This is a genomic window from Acinetobacter sp. CFCC 11171, from assembly GCF_003268405.1.
In the GTDB taxonomy this organism is placed as follows: domain Bacteria; phylum Pseudomonadota; class Gammaproteobacteria; order Pseudomonadales; family Moraxellaceae; genus Acinetobacter; species Acinetobacter amyesii.
In genome coordinates this window covers 17429-33230 of the sequence record NZ_LQXP01000014.1, presented here as the reverse complement: position 1 = coordinate 33230, position 15802 = coordinate 17429, and the positions used below count along the sequence as shown (strand labels likewise).

The following is a 15802-nucleotide window of genomic DNA, read 5'->3' as shown; positions in this document are numbered from 1 at the left end:
TTTCCTTTGGAGCTAGATGAGTTATTTTCAAATATAAATCAATATATAAGGGCGCAAATATCGGGCAAAGATTTAAGTGCAATATTTAAATCTAAAGCATTTTTTATTGTATGACCTCTTACAAAATAAATGCTTTTTTGAGCCCGGTGGAATTATCTGCTTTTGATGAATGAAATGAGCTATAATCATGCACCTTATTTTTCACCTGTTATCAAATCTATGGCGTACCATCAACAAGGTGTAACGCTTGATCTTGACACTGACGTCACTCATCAATGTTCCCTTCATTACACTCGCGATCAACATCTTATTGGCATTATTGAATTTAGTAAGCCAAGTTATGTGTTGAAATGGGGTGATTTGGAATATTTTCGCCGACGTACTGAAGAGTTTTCAGTGATGCCATTCCCTGAATGCATCAATGCGATGGTGATTGATATTCGAAATATTGCGGCTTTTTTAGATAATGAAGTGCCTATTATTCCTTGGCGCTTGCTCGAAGAAGAATGTCCGATTCGCTTAGTTGTTCCCCAAGATCGACTGGAGCATTATGCTGGCTTTTTTGAACCGACTTGGTTGACTGCTGACGTAGACACAGCGATTCAAGAAATTCGTGAATTTATGGATATGTTTGTGCATTAATACGGAGATTAAACTAAAGTTTAATCCCGAAACTCCATTTGGAGTTTTTTTATGCCCTTTTATTTTAATTATTTATTTCACAATAAAATTAAATTATTTTATATTTAATGGCTTATAGCAAACCTTCTTATAAAAAATGTTCATAACTTATCCCATTTCTTAGTAACAATTCGGCAATAAATTTTGCTTGAGCCTTGCTCGATATATCACCTAAGATGTAGAAAATGATCTCTTTTTTATTGTTGAAAGATTCTTAAAAACAAAGCAATAAAATCTAACGAGAAACAAGATCATAAAAAGTGGATATTAAATCAGGGTAAAAGGAGTTTTAACGATGACGTCAAAAAAACATTTAGCAACTTTGTTCTGTGCAAGTGCGCTCACTTTAGGGCTTAGCGCATGTAGTGACAATAAAGCACCTACAACGGATAAAGCTGCAGGAAGTGAAGCTGCTGTTTCTGACTCAGGGACTTTAGATAAGATCAAAAAATCCGGCACAATTGTATTAGGCTATCGCGATTCATCGATTCCATTTTCATATATCGCAGATAATCCAAACCAACCTGTAGGTTATGCACACGATCTTCAATTAAAAGTCGTTGAGGCGGTTAAAAAGCAATTAAATCTTCCCGAATTAAAAGTCCGTTATAACTTAGTGACTAGCCAAAACCGTATTCCATTGGTTTCTAATGGCACCGTCGACTTAGAGTGTGGTTCTACCACCAACAATAAAGAACGCCAACAACAAGTTGATTTCTCAACAGGTTTCTTTGAAGTGGGTTCACGCTTACTTACAGCAAAAGACTCTGGGATTAAAGATTTTGCTGACCTAAAAGGCAAAAAGTTAGTCACCACGGCAGGAACGACATCTGAGCGTTATATTCGTCAACATGAAAAAGAATTAGGTATTGGTGAAGTCATTTCTGCCAAAGACCATGCTGAGTCTTTCCTCATGCTACAAAATGGTCGGGCAGCGGCATTTATGATGGATGATATTTTGCTGGCGGGTGAAAAATCGAAAGCCAAAGATCCTAATAAATGGGAAATCGTGGGTACAGCACCGATTCATGAAATCTATGGTTGTATGATGCGTAAAGGTGATACTGGCTTTAAACAAGTGGTTGATGATGCAATCAAAGCAACTTATAGCTCTGGTGAAATCAATGACATGTATAAAAAATGGTTCCAAACGCCAATTCCACCAAAAAATATCAATTTAAATTTCCCGATGTCTGATCAATTAAAAGCATTGATTAGCAATCCACATGATCGTGACGAATAACTTTCCCTAAACATTCTAAAGATGCTTAAGCCAAACGGATTTTGGCTTAAGCTCATTATAGGGAGTTCCTATGAATTATAGCTGGAATTGGGGTGTGCTGTTCCAATCTACAGGTGTAGGTGATTCAACCTACCTGAATTGGATCTTAATTGGGATCGGCTGGCTGTTTGTCATCGCTTTGGTGGCATGGAGCATTGCGATGGTACTCGGCAGCATCTTGGGTATTATGCGTACCCTACCGAGTCCTGTAGCACGTAGTATAGGTACTGCCTACGTGACTATTTTCAGAAATGTACCCTTATTGATTCAACTGTTTATATGGTTCTATGTTGTACCCAACTTCCTCCCTGCTGCGATTAAAAGCTGGTGGATGAATGACCTTGGGGCAAACACGACCGCCTTAATTTCTGCAAGTGTCGGTTTGGGTTTATTTACAGCTGCACGGGTCTGTGAGCAAGTCAGGACAGGTATTGAAGCGCTTCCTTTGGGGCAAACCAATGCAGGTTATGCTATGGGATTTAGCACGGCTCAACTTTACCGCTATGTGATCTTACCGCAGTCATTCCGCACGATTTTGCCACCTCTCAGCTCTGAGTTGACCAACTGTGTCAAAAACACCTCAGTCGCCTCTTTAGTCGGTGTTGCAGAAATCATTTCACAGATGAAAACCATCAGTGAATACACGCAAAACACCATCGAAATTTATACCTACGTCACCATTATTTTCATCGTGATCAACATCTGTTTAATTGGTTTCATGAATTTTCTGGAAAAACGCCTACGCGTTCCTGGCTTAATTGCAGGAGATAAATAATGGAATGGCTCAGTTCTTTTATTCAAGACCTCCAAGCGTCTGGCCCTGCGCTATGGCATGGTTTCAGCATCACACTCAAAGTGGTGATCACGGCAACCATTGGTGGTGTCTTAATTGGGACATTGTTGGCGTTGATGCGCCTGTCCTCGATTAAGGCTTTTAATATTTTTGCTAAAGGCTATGTGAACCTCTTTCGTTCTATTCCTTTGCTCTTGGTGCTGATGTGGTTCTACTTTGCCGTACCCTTTATCTACACAGGGATCACGGGTAACTATCTAACGATTGATACTGCCCTCGTTTCAAGTATCGTGGCCTTCATGCTATTTGAAGCGGCTTACTTTTCAGAGATTGTCCGTGCCGGGATTCAATCAATTCCTAAAGGTCAAACCTTTGCAGCTTATGCTCTCGGTATGAGCTATAGCCAAGCGATGCGCTTAATTATTTTACCGCAATCTTTTCGCAAAATGACGCCACTACTCTTACAGCAAACCATCATTCTGTTCCAAGATTCAACCATGGTTTATGCCATCGGACTGTTAGACTTTTTCCGCACCAACTATGTTCGAGGCGACCTCATGTCATTGTTAACTCAATACATTCTGTTTGCCGGTTTGGTGTATTTCACTATTAGTATGATCGCTACCTATGCAGTTAAAAAATTACAACGGAGGTTAAGTGTATGACCGATCAAAAAACGATGATTGACCTCCAAAATGTCAGTAAATGGTATAAAGATTTTCAAGTGCTTACCGATTGCACGACTCAAATTAAACAAGGTGAAGTGGTTGTGGTGTGTGGGCCTTCAGGTTCAGGTAAATCGACGCTCATTAAAACCGTTAATGGACTTGAGCCTTTTCAGGCCGGGACGATTTTAGTCGACGGTATTTCCATTAATGACCCAAAAACCGATTTAAATAAATTGCGTAGTCGTGTCGGCATGGTATTCCAGCACTTTGAATTGTTTCCACATTTATCCATTACCGAAAACCTGACCATTGCGCAAGTTAAAGTCTTGGGTCGATCAGAAGCCGAAGCCAAGAAAAAAGGTTTGGCTTATTTAGACCGTGTGGGTTTAAGTGCGCATGCCGCTAAATTCCCTGCACAGTTATCAGGTGGACAACAACAACGTGTTGCGATTGCACGTGCGCTCAGTATGGACCCGATTGCCATGCTGTTTGATGAACCGACTTCGGCACTTGATCCAGAGATGATTAACGAAGTGCTTGATGTGATGGTGGGTCTTGCCAAAGAAGGTATGACCATGATGTGTGTAACCCATGAGATGGGTTTCGCGCGTCAGGTTGCGGACCGTGTGATCTTTATGGATCAAGGAAAAATTGTGGAAGACTGCAGTAAAGATGATTTCTTTAATGCCCCTCGTGGTGAACGAGCGCAGCAGTTCTTAAATAAAATTCTGCATTAATATCAAAACGTTTATTTAACTAATTTTACGCAGTAACATCAGAAGCGTAATTTGATTCAAATAAAAGTACGATACGCGGTAACGTCATCCGCAAGTGTTTGAGATAGGACTTCTTCTAATCAAAAATGTTTTTGCGATACTTTAGATAATTAGATGCTAGTGAACGAGTTTTGTCGGTGAGGTGCATTGCACCGCAAGATGGTTTCCTTGCGAAGCATGCTTCTCATTTTGCCTAATGAGAAGCGTGCTTCGTAAGAGTACCTCCAGCCGAAGGCTAATCACTTTATTCATTCCCTTGATGTAAGACTCCATCGAATTGGCTTAAAAATCATTTTAAAAATGCAAAATTACTTTTGCATGCATAACATCAGTTATTTAATTTCCGAAAATAAAAAAGCTCATCCATCGATGAGCTTTTTTTCATGGCAGATTACCAATAATTTTCTACAGCAATATTGCCTTCACCACGACGGTTCATGGTCAAACCACGCGCTTTTAAGGCCGCCTTGGTGTCATCAACCATTTGTGGATTACCACACAGCATGACATGCGTCGTATCAACATTAAACGCTAAGCCTGCCGCCTGTTCTAACTCGCCATTTTCAATTAAAACTGGTAGACGGTCATGCAGCGGTGCATTTGGATCACGTGTCACAATAGGAATAAATTTGAAGCCCGTATGCCCTTCACCAAAGGTCTCCGCGATTTCTTGAATACGCTCGACATAAGCCAGTTCTGATACGGTGCGCACACTGTAGACTAGATTAATTTTTTCGTATTTAGACCACGTTTCAAAGTCTTGTAGCATCGATAAAAATGGTGCCAGACCTGTTCCTGTTCCCAACAGCCATAAGTCCTTCGGCAATGGCAACTGATAACGCGCCAAGGTAAGGAAGCCATATGGTATTTTTTCTAAATACAGCTCATCGCCCACTTGTAGATGCTGCAAATTTGAAGTAAACGCACCATCTGGAACGACGATAGAGAAAAATTCTAAAGTTTCATCAAAAGGTGACGACACCACAGAATAGGCACGAACCACCAATTCATCGCCCACTTTCAAACCAATTCTTGCGAACTGACCAGCGGTGAATTTAAAATGTGCAGGGCGTGTCATGGTAAAACTGAACAAAGTATTGGTCCAACGGTGTACAGATAAAACCTTTTCTAAGCTAAATTTTTCAATTGACATGATTTGAACGTGGCGTGACAGACTGTGCTCATGTTAGCATGACAGCATAATTTATTAATATTTTTTAAATGTTAAGGCCTGATTCATGCGCATGACTTTACGCCAGTTGGCTGTTTTTGTAGCAGTCGCTCAAGAAGGTACCGTTACCAAAGCCAGTGATGCTGTCAAACTTACTCAAAGTGCAGCAAGTATGGCATTGGCAGACCTCGAAGATGGTCTCGGTGCTCCACTGTTTGACCGACTTGGTAAACGCTTGCAATTGAATGACTTGGGTCGTTTTTTATTGCCACAAGCTTTGGAAATTTTAGGGCGCTGCGAAGCTTTTGAACAAGCAGCCAAAGGCGAACTACAAAGTATTGATCTGCGTTTAGGTGCGACCCTAACCATCAGTGACTACTTGATGCCAGACCTCATGGCAGATTTCTTACAAATTCAGCCTCAAGCACATTTACAACTTCAAGTCGGCAATACCCGCCAAATGATTGAAGCGGTAAACCAATTTCAGTTGGATTTGGCCTTAATTGAAGGTTCATGCCATCTGCCACAGCTACAATGTATTCACTGGCGTGACGATGAACTTGCCGTGTGCTGTTCACCAGAGCACCCTTTAGCGAAGTTGGATCGTGCACTCACTGCAGCTGACTTTGATAACGTGGAATGGATCTTACGTGAAGAAGGTTCAGGCACACGTGAAGTATTTGACAACGCAATTTTAAAAGACCTGCCAGATGCCAATATACGTTTAACCTTGGGTCATAACGAAGCCATTCTAAAAATCGTGGCAGGTGGTCTTGGTATGTCATGTATTTCTAAACTTGCGATTGAGCCTTTACGTGAAAAAGGTCAATTGGTGGTTTTAGATACGCCGTTCTGGCAACTAGCCCGTCCATTATTCATGTTGGTACATCGTCAGAAATACCAAGGACCGGGTCTCAAAGCCTTTATGCAATTTTGTGAAAAATAAAAAAAGCGCCTTAAGGCGCTTTTTTATCTATTTTTAAATTGGCGTTCACATGGTTCGCCATCATTATTGCCGTCCATTTTCGTATTTGGACAATTATTATTAAAGAACACTGCTTCTTCGTATGAACGCATCTGACTACAATGCGTACGCCCATCACAACTAAACTGTGCTTTCTCTACTGCCCTTGGCGTATCACTTGAAGAAGGTGCCTGCGCAGTATCTTGAACAACAGACTGAGCTTGCGTTGAAGCTGTGCCGTATAGATTTTTTTCACCTTGCTCAGTCAGCACCCGATCGGGTAAATCCCCCTGAGCTTTACGTTGTTCTTTTACAATGTTTTCATTTTCTTGCATGAGCTGTTGTAAATGTAGCTGCTTCTGTTCTTGGTACTGCTGATATTTCCCATAAACAGCCACAGCTAATACTAGAATTACAATGAGTCCAATCATGCTGAAGATTTTACTGCCCCAAACTGTGCCTTTGGCTGTATCGTGAGGAGTAGCTTGGTCATTCACTCGATCCGACCTTGATTCAAATGACGGATTTATCTGTTCATGAGTGGACTGCTCTTTTTTCAAATCTAAACGGATGATATTTACCGCTTTAAATTTACCTTGATCTGCTTCAATCCTGTATTTGAGATTTTCTCCAACACGTGGTTCGATGTGTCGGCTAGGAAAATCACGAATATGAAAAAATAAATCCTGTGCTTGATCTTGTTGTATAAATCCAAAGCCGCGCTCAACGTTATAGCTTTTGATTTTCCCCTCTTTAAACATAAAAATTGTCTCTCATCTTTTCTTTTAATACTCTTATGATAATAAAAAAAGAGGCCCTATAGACCTCTTTTTCAATTTCAAAGATTTCCATGAAATCTTACAATCACATTATTTACGCAAATTCGAAAGCAAAGCTGAAGTAATTGACTGGTTATTTGCCACTACTTTAGATTTTTTAGCTTTTGCAGATTTGTCTTCTTCACGCTCAATGTTTATGGCTTTATAACGATCACCATTTTTCACCACATTAAATTTCACACGATCATTACGTTTTGGCTCGACACCATCTGCGGGAAAGTCAGAGATATGGAAAAATACATCACCTTCTTCACATGAAAGAAAGCCAAAGCCCTTTTCAGGATTGTACTGCTTCACTTTACCTTTATATTGTTCGGACTTCATAAAAGTACCCTATTCCATTTATGCCAATGTCTTTAGTATATAAAAAAGAGGCTATAAAAGCCCCTTTTCTGTTCATGATGCAAAAATTAGTCTTTTTGAACTGAACCGAAAATTTTATCGCCTGCATCGCCAAGACCAGGAACGATATAACCGTTTTCATTTAAACCTTGGTCTACAGATGCTGTGTAAATGATCACATCTGGGTGAGCTTCATTTACACGTTTAATGCCTTCTGGAGCGGCAACAAGCACCATGACACGAATATCTTTACAACCACTGGCTTTTAGAACGTCAATAGCAGCAACGAGCGATGAACCCGTTGCAAGCATTGGGTCAATAATCATCGCTAAACGGTTTTGTACGTCTGGTACTAATTTTTTGTAGTAAGTACGCGCTTCTAAAGTTTCTTCATCACGCTCTAAACCCAATACAGATACTTTCGCACTTGGAATCAGGTTTAAGAAACCATCCAACATACCAATACCTGCACGTAAAATCGGTACAACTGTTATTTTTTTACCGGCAATACGATCTACAGTTACTTTACCATTCCAACCATCAATTTCATGATCGACCATTGGTAAATCTTTCGTTGCTTCATAAGTCAGAAGCATAGTCACTTCTTGAGCAAGCTCACGGAAGTTTTTAGTACTAATATCTGCACGACGAAGTAAGCCGAGTTTATGTCGGATTAAAGGATGACGGATTTCATGGATAGCCACGGGAGAACACCTAAAAGGTTAAGATAAAATTTCAACCATTATAAAGCTATTTAACAAATGATAAAAATAAAAAAGCCTCCTTTACAGGAGGCTTTTTTGTAATAAGCAAATTAATTGCTTAATTCATTAGTTAAAACCACTTTGAATTAAGCTAAAAATGAACTGTTGTAATTCAGGTGAGATCGCAAAGTATGCCACTTGAGAAACTGCAATGATTGGATCTGGATATACACCGATCAACAACACAAGTGCAGCTGCGCCAAGCACCATAATACCACCCACTTTTTGACCCCAATGATCGACAGCGTCGATACGTGGGTTATCTGGTGGAGTCATGTACATCACAACCATCACACGTAGGTAGTAGTACAAACCGATACCTGAACCAAGGATCACCATCGCAGCTAAGAACCATGAACCACCAGCAACTGCTGTTTTGATCACAAGGAACTTACCAATGAAGCCCGCTGTTAATGGGATACCTGCAAGAGATAACATCATGACAGTCAGTGTTGCAGTCAACACTGGACGACGCCAGAACAAACCACGGTACTCAGCAAGGCTACCTGCTTCGTCTTTGTTGTTGTAAGGGCTAGACATCAGTGTCACAACACCGAACGCACCAATCGTTGTTAATACATAAGTAATCACATAAACGTTGACGCTGCTGAATGTTGCAAAGCCTTGTACTTGAACAAAGTCAGTATTACGTGCACTGACAATAGCAACAAGTAAGTAACCAAAGTGAGCGATTGAAGAGTATGCAAGGATACGTTTCAAGTTCACTTGACGTACTGCTAGTAAGTTACCCGCAAGGATAGACAATACTGCAATGATGGTCACGATTGTAATGAAGCTGTCAGAAAGGATTAAGCCAGAAGCCAAGAAGTAACGAACGAATAGACCGATCATTGCCACTTTAGCCACAGTCGCTAAGAATGTCGCAATTGGCGCTGGCGCACCTGCATACACGTCTGGTGTCCATTTGTGGAATGGCGCAAGAGACAATTTAAATGCAACAGCAAATACAATCAGTGCAAGACCAAGGACTACGCCCGGTTGGCTGAAAGTTGTGAACATTTTGCCTGGTTCAGCAACGAATGCCATTGTACCTGTGTACGCATATACATAAGCCATACCCATCAACAACATCGCAGAAGCGGTTGCTGAAAGCACCAAATATTTCACACCCGCTTCAAGCGACTGTGACCGTTGGTGTGTATAAGCCAATAGGCCGTATACAGGAATCGACATTAACTCAAGACTGATAAAGAATGACGCATAGTGAGAACTTGCAACCATTAACAATGCACCTATTACAGAGCACAGCATCAAGATATAAAGTTCTTCACGGTTATCTTTATAGGTTTCGATATACGCATGTGACAATGTGCAGCAAGCAAGTGCTGCAATCAAAATCACGAATTGGTACAACATCGTAAATGGATCTACGATGAACAAATTCATTACGTTTGCAGGTGCATACTGCCCTGCAACGAAAACAAAAATAATATAAAAGGCTGCAAGGTTCAGACCGATAACGGAAGTCGTTGCAACTAAATTGTGGTTACGCTTGATTGCAATTAGCAACATCACGACGATCGCAGTTAAAGCCACGATCATCACAGGAGCTAATGGCATAAGCTCAGAAAATGACATTGTGAAGTCCATGGCTTATTGCATCTCCACATTTTCAGGTTGTACAGCAATCTGCTGCACAACATCAACGACTTCTTGAACTGGGATATAGCTATTTGCAATCCACGCCATGCTTGAATTTGAAATATCAAGGAAGCTTTGTGGGAATAGACCAAGCCATACTAGACCAAGAGCACAGATTAAAAGAATCACAACTTCACGCGCATTTAAGTCTTTCAACGGATTTGCGTAATGCTGTTTTTGTTCTTCGTTTGGTGTACCAAACAACGCTTTGTGGATCAGGATTAAACCGTAAAGACCGGCAAATACTAAGCTTACTGCAGCAAGGATTGTATACACAGGGAACTTGTCATAAGAACCCATCAAGATCAGGAATTCACCGATGAAGTTACCTAGACCCGGAATACCTACAAGTGCCGCAACAAAGAACATTAAGAAGAATGAAAGGTATTGGAACTGACCACGGATACCACCCATCAAACGCATGTCACGTGTATGCAGACGTTCGTAAACCTGACCACACATAATGAACAATGCAGCAGAAGATAGACCGTGAGCCAGCATCATAATCATCAAGCCTTGGAATGTCAGGATGTTACCTGCATACAAAGCAAGAAGTACGAAGCCCATGTGCGAAATAGATGTGTACGCAAGCAGACGTTTCATGTCTGTTTGTTGGAATGCACACCATGCACCGTAGAAAATACCGATTAGACCAAGAATGATCGCGATGTCAGCAAACTGAGCAGATGCTACTGGGAAGAATGGAATAACGAAACGTAAAAGACCATAAGCCGCAGTTTTAATCAAGATACCTGCAAGGTCGACAGAACCCGCTGTAGGTGCTTGCGCATGTGCATCTGGTAACCAGCCGTGTAATGGGAAAACTGGTAGTTTTACCGCAAAACCAATGAACATACAGATCATGAATGCATACGCAAGTGCTGGAGCTTTCGCCTCAACAGTGTGTGCAACACTCATCAAGAAGTCATAGTTAAAGCTGATTTGACCGTGAAGTTGGAAGCCAACAACCACTAGACCCAAGATACCGATCAACATGATCAGACCCGCAACCTGAGTATAGATAAAGAATTTAGTTGCAGCGTAAACGCGTGACTTACCTTCTGCCCCTTTATGACCCCAAAGTGCGATCAAGAAGTAGATTGGTACCAGCATCATCTCCCAGAAGAAGAAGAATAGGAACATGTCAATCGCTAAGAATACACCGATCACACCACCTAAAGACCACAGTAGGTTTAAGTGGAAGAAACCAACATTCTTTTGAATCTCACCCCATGAACAGCCAACTGCAAGTACACCCAGTAATGCAGTTAAACCTACCATAAGCAGTGAAAGACCATCGACCGCAAGGTGAATGTTAATGCCTAAAGTGGTAATCCACGGTAGGTTAAATTGAGCAGCCCACTGTGGAGCTTGTGTACCCAACTCGTAGTTATAAGTACCGCTTTGCCATAAAACGACGGTTAACACCAACGTTAATAGCATACCAATTAAGGCAATATAGCGTGGTAAGTGCTTGTCGAGTTTATCGACAAGCCAGCATACAAAACCTGCAATGAACGGAATAAGGATCAGAGCGGGTAGAATTAAATTGTTTGGAGTTTCCATTTTATTTCCCCACGACCTGAATCACGACCAGGATCAATAGTAATGCAAACGTACCGAATGCCATACTAGATGCGTATTCACGCAATGAACCTGTTTGACGTGAACTTGTAAAGCTATTACCGCCTTTAACAAGTGCAGGCAATACAAGCCATAAGCCGTCAATTGGATCACGACCAAAGATTTTAGCCAGTAGCAAATAAGGCTTAACGAAAACAATGTTATACAAAGCATCGAAACCAAGTGCATTACGACAGATATTTGCAAGACCCGCGCCCAATGAAGTTTTCGCGAACGATTTGACTGCACCATAAGCAAAGGCAAATAACACCACACCCACTGCAAGACCTGCAAGTGCAATACCAACTGCTGTATATTCAGCGCTATGCATACCGTGTTCTAGTGCTTCTGGAATATTAAACGCTGGGATTTGTGCAGCATTTAAAATATTCGTTACTGGTGCTTTTAATACATAAGCTAAACCAGTTGAAAGCACTGCAAGAATCGCCAATGGACCCCAGTAAGTAACACCTTTGATTTCGTGGTAAGGCGTGTTTTCTTTACCAAAGAATACAACCCAAATAAGACGGAATGTATAAATTGAAGTTAAGAACGCACCTGCTACACCAGTCCAGTACAAGCAGTCATAAACTGCAATCGCTTGACCTTTCACCCATACCGCACCAAGAATCGCATCTTTCGAGAAGAAGCCGATCGTGATGAATGGAATCGCTGCCAATGCACCGCCACCAATCGCGAAACAAGCAAACAAGAATTTGTTTTTATGGAATAGACCACCCATCTTGAAGATGTTTTGCTCGTGATGGTAAGCCAAAATCACTGCACCAGAAGACAAGAATAATAATGCCTTGAAGAATGCGTGAGTCAGCATGTGGAATAGACCTGCTTGGTAAGCTTCAGCACCTACAGCCATAAACATATAACCCAACTGACTCATAGTTGAGTAAGCAAGAATACGTTTGATGTCTGTTTGTACCAATGCAGCAAAGCCTGCTACCAACAATGTCACTGCACCCGTGATTGAGATGAACATCATCACTTCTGGCGCTTGTTCAAACACGCTGAACATACGGCTACATAGGTAAACACCCGCTGTTACCATTGTTGCTGCGTGGATCAATGCAGATACTGGTGTAGGACCAGCCATCGCATCTGCCAACCATGTTTGTAATGGGATCTGAGCAGATTTACCTGCAGCCCCCAAGAACAACATCAATGCAGTCCAAATCGCAATTGAAGAACTCTGAGCCAAAACTGTTGGCGCAGCAGCTACAACTTCTGCAATGTTTAAAGTGCCGAATTGTTGGTAGATCAAGAACAATGCGATCAGTAGGAATACGTCACCCACACGTGTTACAGTGAATGCTTTAATTGCAGCAAAACCGTTTGCAGGTGTTTGGTAGTAGTAACCAATCAATAGGTATGAACATAGACCTACACCTTCCCAACCGAGGAATAACAACGCTAAGTTGTCACCCAACACTAAAAGCAGCATGCTTGCTACGAATAGGTTGAAGTATGAGAAGAAACGTGCAAAGTCTTCTTCGCCACGCATGTACCATGTTGCAAAGATGTGAATTAAGAAACCCACACCTGTGATCATGCCCATCATCAATAATGATAAGCCATCTAAATGAAGCGTGAAGCCCGGTGCTAAGTTACCTGCACTGAACCAAGTCCAAAGATGCTGAGTTGTTGCAACTGAACCATTATTAACAAAGTCGATACCGGCAATTAATGCAAATAAAGCTGAAAGACCAACTGAACCTGCACCAATAATTGCAGCAACTGATTCAGGAAGATTTTTACGACCTGCCGCCAACAGGATAAAACCAATTAGCGGGAAAAGTACTGTTAAATATAAATAACTCATCCGCGCATCTCACTAGCAGCATCCACATCCAGATGATGGAAGCGATGATAGAACTGAAGGACGATCGCAAGACCGATACAAGCCTCTGCTGCAGCAAGCGTTAAGATCAAGATAAACATCACTTGACCATCTGGCTGTGCCCATGCGCTTCCTGCCAAAACGAACGCTAAAGCAGCTGCGTTCATCATGATTTCAAGGCTCATTAAAATAAATAGTAGGTTGCGTCGAACCATCACACCGTAAAAACCCAGTGCAAAAAGAATGGTTGCAACGATCAAACCATGTTCTAAAGGGATGTTGCCCATTATTCTTTGTCCTCTTCTGCACCTGGCTCACGTTTGCCAAGATGGAATGCAGCGACAAGTGCGCCAAGCAATAACATCGCAGCAACTTCAACCAGCAATAAGTACTGAGTAAAGAGTGAAGTACCCACTTCTTTCGGACCGACAACTTGAGCACCCATGACAGTGCCAGCAGTTGTGTAGTCTGACTTCAACATCCAAACAAGGATTAGACCCATCAGGAAGCTCATCAACGCAGGATATGCCCACGCTGAAGAAGTCAGCCATTTGCTTTCTTGTTCAACAGTATTTTGACCAAGATTCAGCATCATCACGACGAATACGAATAGCACCATGATTGCGCCAGCGTAAACGATAATTTCGAGGGCACCGGCAAACGGCGCACCCACGATCATGAAGATACCTGCAACTGCAAGTAAAGAGATAATCAAGCTTAATAAAGCGTGTACTGGGTTCGTGTTAGTTACAACACGAACGGTAGAGACGATGGCCACAAGCGCCATCAAATAAAATGGCCACATCATGGTAATAGACTCCGTACATCAACTGGCGTGCTTTCGCGTTGAGCCTGACCTTTATCTTTACCAGCAACAGCCATACCTGTTACGCGGTAGAAGTTATAGTCTGGGTATTTACCAGGACCTGAGATAAGAAGGTTTTCTTTCTCATATACTAAGTCCTGACGAACATACTCACCTAACTCAAAGTCAGGTGTCATTTGAATCGCAGTCGTAGGACATGCTTCTTCACACATACCGCAGAAAATACAACGTGAGAAGTTGATACGGAAAAACTCCGGATACCAACGACCATCTTCTTTTTCAGCTTTTTGTAGTGAAATACAGCCGACTGGACATGCAACCGCACAAAGGTTACATGCAACGCAGCGCTCTTCACCATCAGGGTCACGCGTTAACACGATACGACCACGGAAACGTGGTGGTACGATGTCTTCCGCTTTAACCTCTGGATATAAAATGGTGTCACGTTTACGTGTCGCGTGTGAGAATACCATCCACAACGAACGTACAATTGACCCAAATCCAGCTAGAAATTTAAACATTTTATTCTCCCTGCTGTCTTAGGCCTGATTCATCAGAATCACAGCACCAGTTACCAGAAGGTTAACCAACGCCAATGGCAAGCAAATTTTCCAACCAAAGTTCATCACTTGGTCATAACGTGGACGCATTAAAGAACCACGAGCCAAGACAAACATCATTACAAAGAATGCTGTTTTAATAATGAACCAGAATGCAGCTGGAATGAATGGAATATCTAGGTTGAAAGGCGCTAACCAACCACCGAAGAATAAAGTCACGATTAATGCAGAGATCAGTACGACGTTGACGTATTCCGCAACGAAGAACATACCCCATTTCATACCGCCGTATTCGACATGGTAACCTTCCGCCAATTCTTGTTCTGCTTCTGGTTGGTCAAATGGATGACGGTGAGTTACCGCAACACCCGCAACCACAAAGATCAAGAAACCTAAGAACTGAGGAATAACAAACCAAACATCGCGTTGAGCTTCAACAATTTCACGCATGTTGAATGAGCCTGCAATCGCAACCACACCCATCAGTGAAATACCCAAGAACACTTCATAAGAAATGGTTTGAGCAGCAGAACGTAAACCACCAAGTAATGCGTATTTGTTATTTGATGACCAACCACCGAATAATACTGCGTATACCGCAATACCAGCCATTGCCATAAAGAACAATAGACCGATGCTCATGTCTGAAACACCTAGATAAGGTGAAACAGGAATAACCATGAACGATAGCACCGCAGTTGCCATCGCAACTGCTGGAGCCATACGGAAAGTCAATTTGTCAGCAAATTTTGGTGTCCAGTCTTCTTTGAACATGATTTTCAGCATGTCGGCAACAATCTGGAACATACCGCCCGGACCTACACGGTTCGGACCGTAACGGTCTTGCCACAAGCCGAGTAAACGACGTTCAATAAAAGACATCAACGCAGCGATCAATACCACAACCAGTAAGATCACAATTGCTTGAAGAACTGAATAGGCGATTGGCCAGTTTTCAGCCCACAGCGGCGTTTGACGGATTAATTCTTGTTCCATGAA

The 15802-nt window shown here is 41.9% G+C and carries 17 protein-coding genes; 6 read left to right on the top strand and 11 right to left on the bottom strand.

Going from position 1 to position 15802, the window contains the following annotated elements:
- Positions 1 to 219 precede the first annotated feature (219 nt).
- The 5 genes from AVJ20_RS08540 to AVJ20_RS08520 all read left to right on the top strand — a co-directional run bounded on the left by AVJ20_RS08540 (position 220) and on the right by AVJ20_RS08520 (position 4161).
- Entirely contained in the window at positions 220 to 642 is a 423-nt protein-coding gene (locus AVJ20_RS08540) for a hypothetical protein (protein WP_078192409.1), read from the top strand.
- 334 nt (positions 643 to 976) lie between these two features.
- Positions 977 to 1924: a transporter substrate-binding domain-containing protein gene (locus AVJ20_RS08535; RefSeq protein ID WP_111884898.1), complete on the top strand. Its 948-nt coding sequence runs from the start codon at positions 977 to 979 to the stop codon at positions 1922 to 1924.
- 70 nt (positions 1925 to 1994) lie between these two features.
- Positions 1995 to 2738 carry an amino acid ABC transporter permease gene (locus tag AVJ20_RS08530; protein WP_111884897.1) on the top strand — a complete coding sequence of 248 codons (744 nt, stop codon included), beginning with the start codon at positions 1995 to 1997 and terminating at the stop codon, positions 2736 to 2738.
- Positions 2738 to 3421, top strand: a complete 684-nt coding sequence (locus AVJ20_RS08525; protein ID WP_111884896.1) for an ABC transporter permease subunit — start codon at positions 2738 to 2740, stop codon at positions 3419 to 3421. The genes AVJ20_RS08530 and AVJ20_RS08525 overlap by 1 nt, the downstream gene beginning before the upstream one ends.
- Positions 3418 to 4161 carry an amino acid ABC transporter ATP-binding protein gene (locus AVJ20_RS08520; protein ID WP_078191089.1) on the top strand — a complete coding sequence of 248 codons (744 nt, stop codon included), beginning with the start codon at positions 3418 to 3420 and terminating at the stop codon, positions 4159 to 4161. The genes AVJ20_RS08525 and AVJ20_RS08520 overlap by 4 nt, the downstream gene beginning before the upstream one ends.
- A 430-nt stretch (positions 4162 to 4591) precedes the next feature.
- Here the strand turns inward: AVJ20_RS08520 and AVJ20_RS08515 are convergent, their stop codons facing one another.
- The gene (locus tag AVJ20_RS08515) at positions 4592 to 5353 is read right to left on the bottom strand and encodes a ferredoxin--NADP reductase (protein ID WP_111884895.1); all 762 of its coding nucleotides are present in this window, start codon (positions 5351 to 5353) and stop codon (positions 4592 to 4594) included.
- Positions 5354 to 5438: 85 nt separating this feature from the next.
- Here AVJ20_RS08515 and gigC point away from each other — a divergent pair, with 85 nt between their 5' ends.
- Complete coding sequence (gene gigC / locus AVJ20_RS08510; RefSeq protein WP_111884894.1) at positions 5439 to 6317, top strand: LysR family transcriptional regulator GigC; 879 nt, start codon at positions 5439 to 5441, stop codon at positions 6315 to 6317.
- Between the two features lie 23 nt (positions 6318 to 6340).
- Here the strand turns inward: gigC and AVJ20_RS08505 are convergent, their stop codons facing one another.
- The 10 genes from AVJ20_RS08505 to nuoH form a co-directional block, all read right to left on the bottom strand.
- The gene (locus AVJ20_RS08505; RefSeq protein WP_111884893.1) at positions 6341 to 7096 is read right to left on the bottom strand and encodes a cold shock domain-containing protein; all 756 of its coding nucleotides are present in this window, start codon (positions 7094 to 7096) and stop codon (positions 6341 to 6343) included.
- 108 nt (positions 7097 to 7204) lie between these two features.
- Positions 7205 to 7498, bottom strand: a complete 294-nt coding sequence (locus AVJ20_RS08500) for a cold shock domain-containing protein (protein ID WP_078192288.1) — start codon at positions 7496 to 7498, stop codon at positions 7205 to 7207.
- 86 nt (positions 7499 to 7584) lie between these two features.
- On the bottom strand, positions 7585 to 8220 hold the full coding sequence (gene upp, locus AVJ20_RS08495; RefSeq protein WP_078192289.1) for a uracil phosphoribosyltransferase: 636 nt from the start codon (positions 8218 to 8220) through the stop codon (positions 7585 to 7587).
- A 126-nt stretch (positions 8221 to 8346) separates the two neighbouring features.
- Complete coding sequence (nuoN, locus tag AVJ20_RS08490; protein WP_111884892.1) at positions 8347 to 9891, bottom strand: NADH-quinone oxidoreductase subunit NuoN; 1545 nt, start codon at positions 9889 to 9891, stop codon at positions 8347 to 8349.
- A 3-nt stretch (positions 9892 to 9894) separates the two neighbouring features.
- A complete protein-coding gene (nuoM, locus tag AVJ20_RS08485) occupies positions 9895 to 11508 on the bottom strand; it encodes an NADH-quinone oxidoreductase subunit M (RefSeq protein WP_078192291.1) in 1614 nt (537 codons plus the stop codon).
- A gap of 1 nt (position 11509) precedes the next feature.
- Positions 11510 to 13399 carry an NADH-quinone oxidoreductase subunit L gene (gene nuoL / locus AVJ20_RS08480; RefSeq protein WP_078191097.1) on the bottom strand — a complete coding sequence of 630 codons (1890 nt, stop codon included), beginning with the start codon at positions 13397 to 13399 and terminating at the stop codon, positions 11510 to 11512.
- Entirely contained in the window at positions 13396 to 13704 is a 309-nt protein-coding gene (nuoK, locus tag AVJ20_RS08475; protein ID WP_067665227.1) for an NADH-quinone oxidoreductase subunit NuoK, read from the bottom strand. Before nuoK ends, nuoL begins: the two co-directional genes overlap by 4 nt.
- The gene (gene nuoJ, locus AVJ20_RS08470) at positions 13704 to 14222 is read right to left on the bottom strand and encodes an NADH-quinone oxidoreductase subunit J (RefSeq protein WP_171262661.1); all 519 of its coding nucleotides are present in this window, start codon (positions 14220 to 14222) and stop codon (positions 13704 to 13706) included. The genes nuoK and nuoJ overlap by 1 nt, the downstream gene beginning before the upstream one ends.
- Positions 14222 to 14764, bottom strand: a complete 543-nt coding sequence (nuoI, locus tag AVJ20_RS08465; RefSeq protein WP_078191099.1) for an NADH-quinone oxidoreductase subunit NuoI — start codon at positions 14762 to 14764, stop codon at positions 14222 to 14224. Before nuoI ends, nuoJ begins: the two co-directional genes overlap by 1 nt.
- An 18-nt stretch (positions 14765 to 14782) precedes the next feature.
- Positions 14783 to 15799 (bottom strand): NADH-quinone oxidoreductase subunit NuoH, encoded by a 1017-nt coding sequence (gene nuoH / locus AVJ20_RS08460; RefSeq protein ID WP_078191100.1) that lies wholly within the window; start codon positions 15797 to 15799, stop codon positions 14783 to 14785.
- Positions 15800 to 15802: the final 3 nt, after the last annotated feature.

Bases quoted from the DNA above. Each gene is read 5' to 3' on its own strand.
- AVJ20_RS08540 (WP_078192409.1), top strand. From the start codon at position 220: ATGGCGTACCATCAACAAGGTGTAACGCTTGATCTTGACACTGACGTC.
- AVJ20_RS08535 (WP_111884898.1), top strand. From the start codon at position 977: ATGACGTCAAAAAAACATTTAGCAACTTTGTTCTGTGCAAGTGCGCTC.
- AVJ20_RS08530 (WP_111884897.1), top strand. From the start codon at position 1,995: ATGAATTATAGCTGGAATTGGGGTGTGCTGTTCCAATCTACAGGTGTA.
- AVJ20_RS08525 (WP_111884896.1), top strand. From the start codon at position 2,738: ATGGAATGGCTCAGTTCTTTTATTCAAGACCTCCAAGCGTCTGGCCCT.
- AVJ20_RS08520 (WP_078191089.1), top strand. From the start codon at position 3,418: ATGACCGATCAAAAAACGATGATTGACCTCCAAAATGTCAGTAAATGG.
- AVJ20_RS08515 (WP_111884895.1), bottom strand. From the start codon at position 5,353: ATGTCAATTGAAAAATTTAGCTTAGAAAAGGTTTTATCTGTACACCGT.
- gigC (WP_111884894.1), top strand. From the start codon at position 5,439: ATGCGCATGACTTTACGCCAGTTGGCTGTTTTTGTAGCAGTCGCTCAA.
- AVJ20_RS08505 (WP_111884893.1), bottom strand. From the start codon at position 7,096: ATGTTTAAAGAGGGGAAAATCAAAAGCTATAACGTTGAGCGCGGCTTT.
- AVJ20_RS08500 (WP_078192288.1), bottom strand. From the start codon at position 7,498: ATGAAGTCCGAACAATATAAAGGTAAAGTGAAGCAGTACAATCCTGAA.
- nuoN (WP_111884892.1), bottom strand. From the start codon at position 9,891: ATGGACTTCACAATGTCATTTTCTGAGCTTATGCCATTAGCTCCTGTG.
- nuoM (WP_078192291.1), bottom strand. From the start codon at position 11,508: ATGGAAACTCCAAACAATTTAATTCTACCCGCTCTGATCCTTATTCCG.
- nuoL (WP_078191097.1), bottom strand. From the start codon at position 13,399: ATGAGTTATTTATATTTAACAGTACTTTTCCCGCTAATTGGTTTTATC.
- nuoK (WP_067665227.1), bottom strand. From the start codon at position 13,704: ATGGGCAACATCCCTTTAGAACATGGTTTGATCGTTGCAACCATTCTT.
- nuoJ (WP_171262661.1), bottom strand. From the start codon at position 14,222: ATGTGGCCATTTTATTTGATGGCGCTTGTGGCCATCGTCTCTACCGTT.
- nuoI (WP_078191099.1), bottom strand. From the start codon at position 14,764: ATGTTTAAATTTCTAGCTGGATTTGGGTCAATTGTACGTTCGTTGTGG.
- nuoH (WP_078191100.1), bottom strand. From the start codon at position 15,799: ATGGAACAAGAATTAATCCGTCAAACGCCGCTGTGGGCTGAAAACTGG.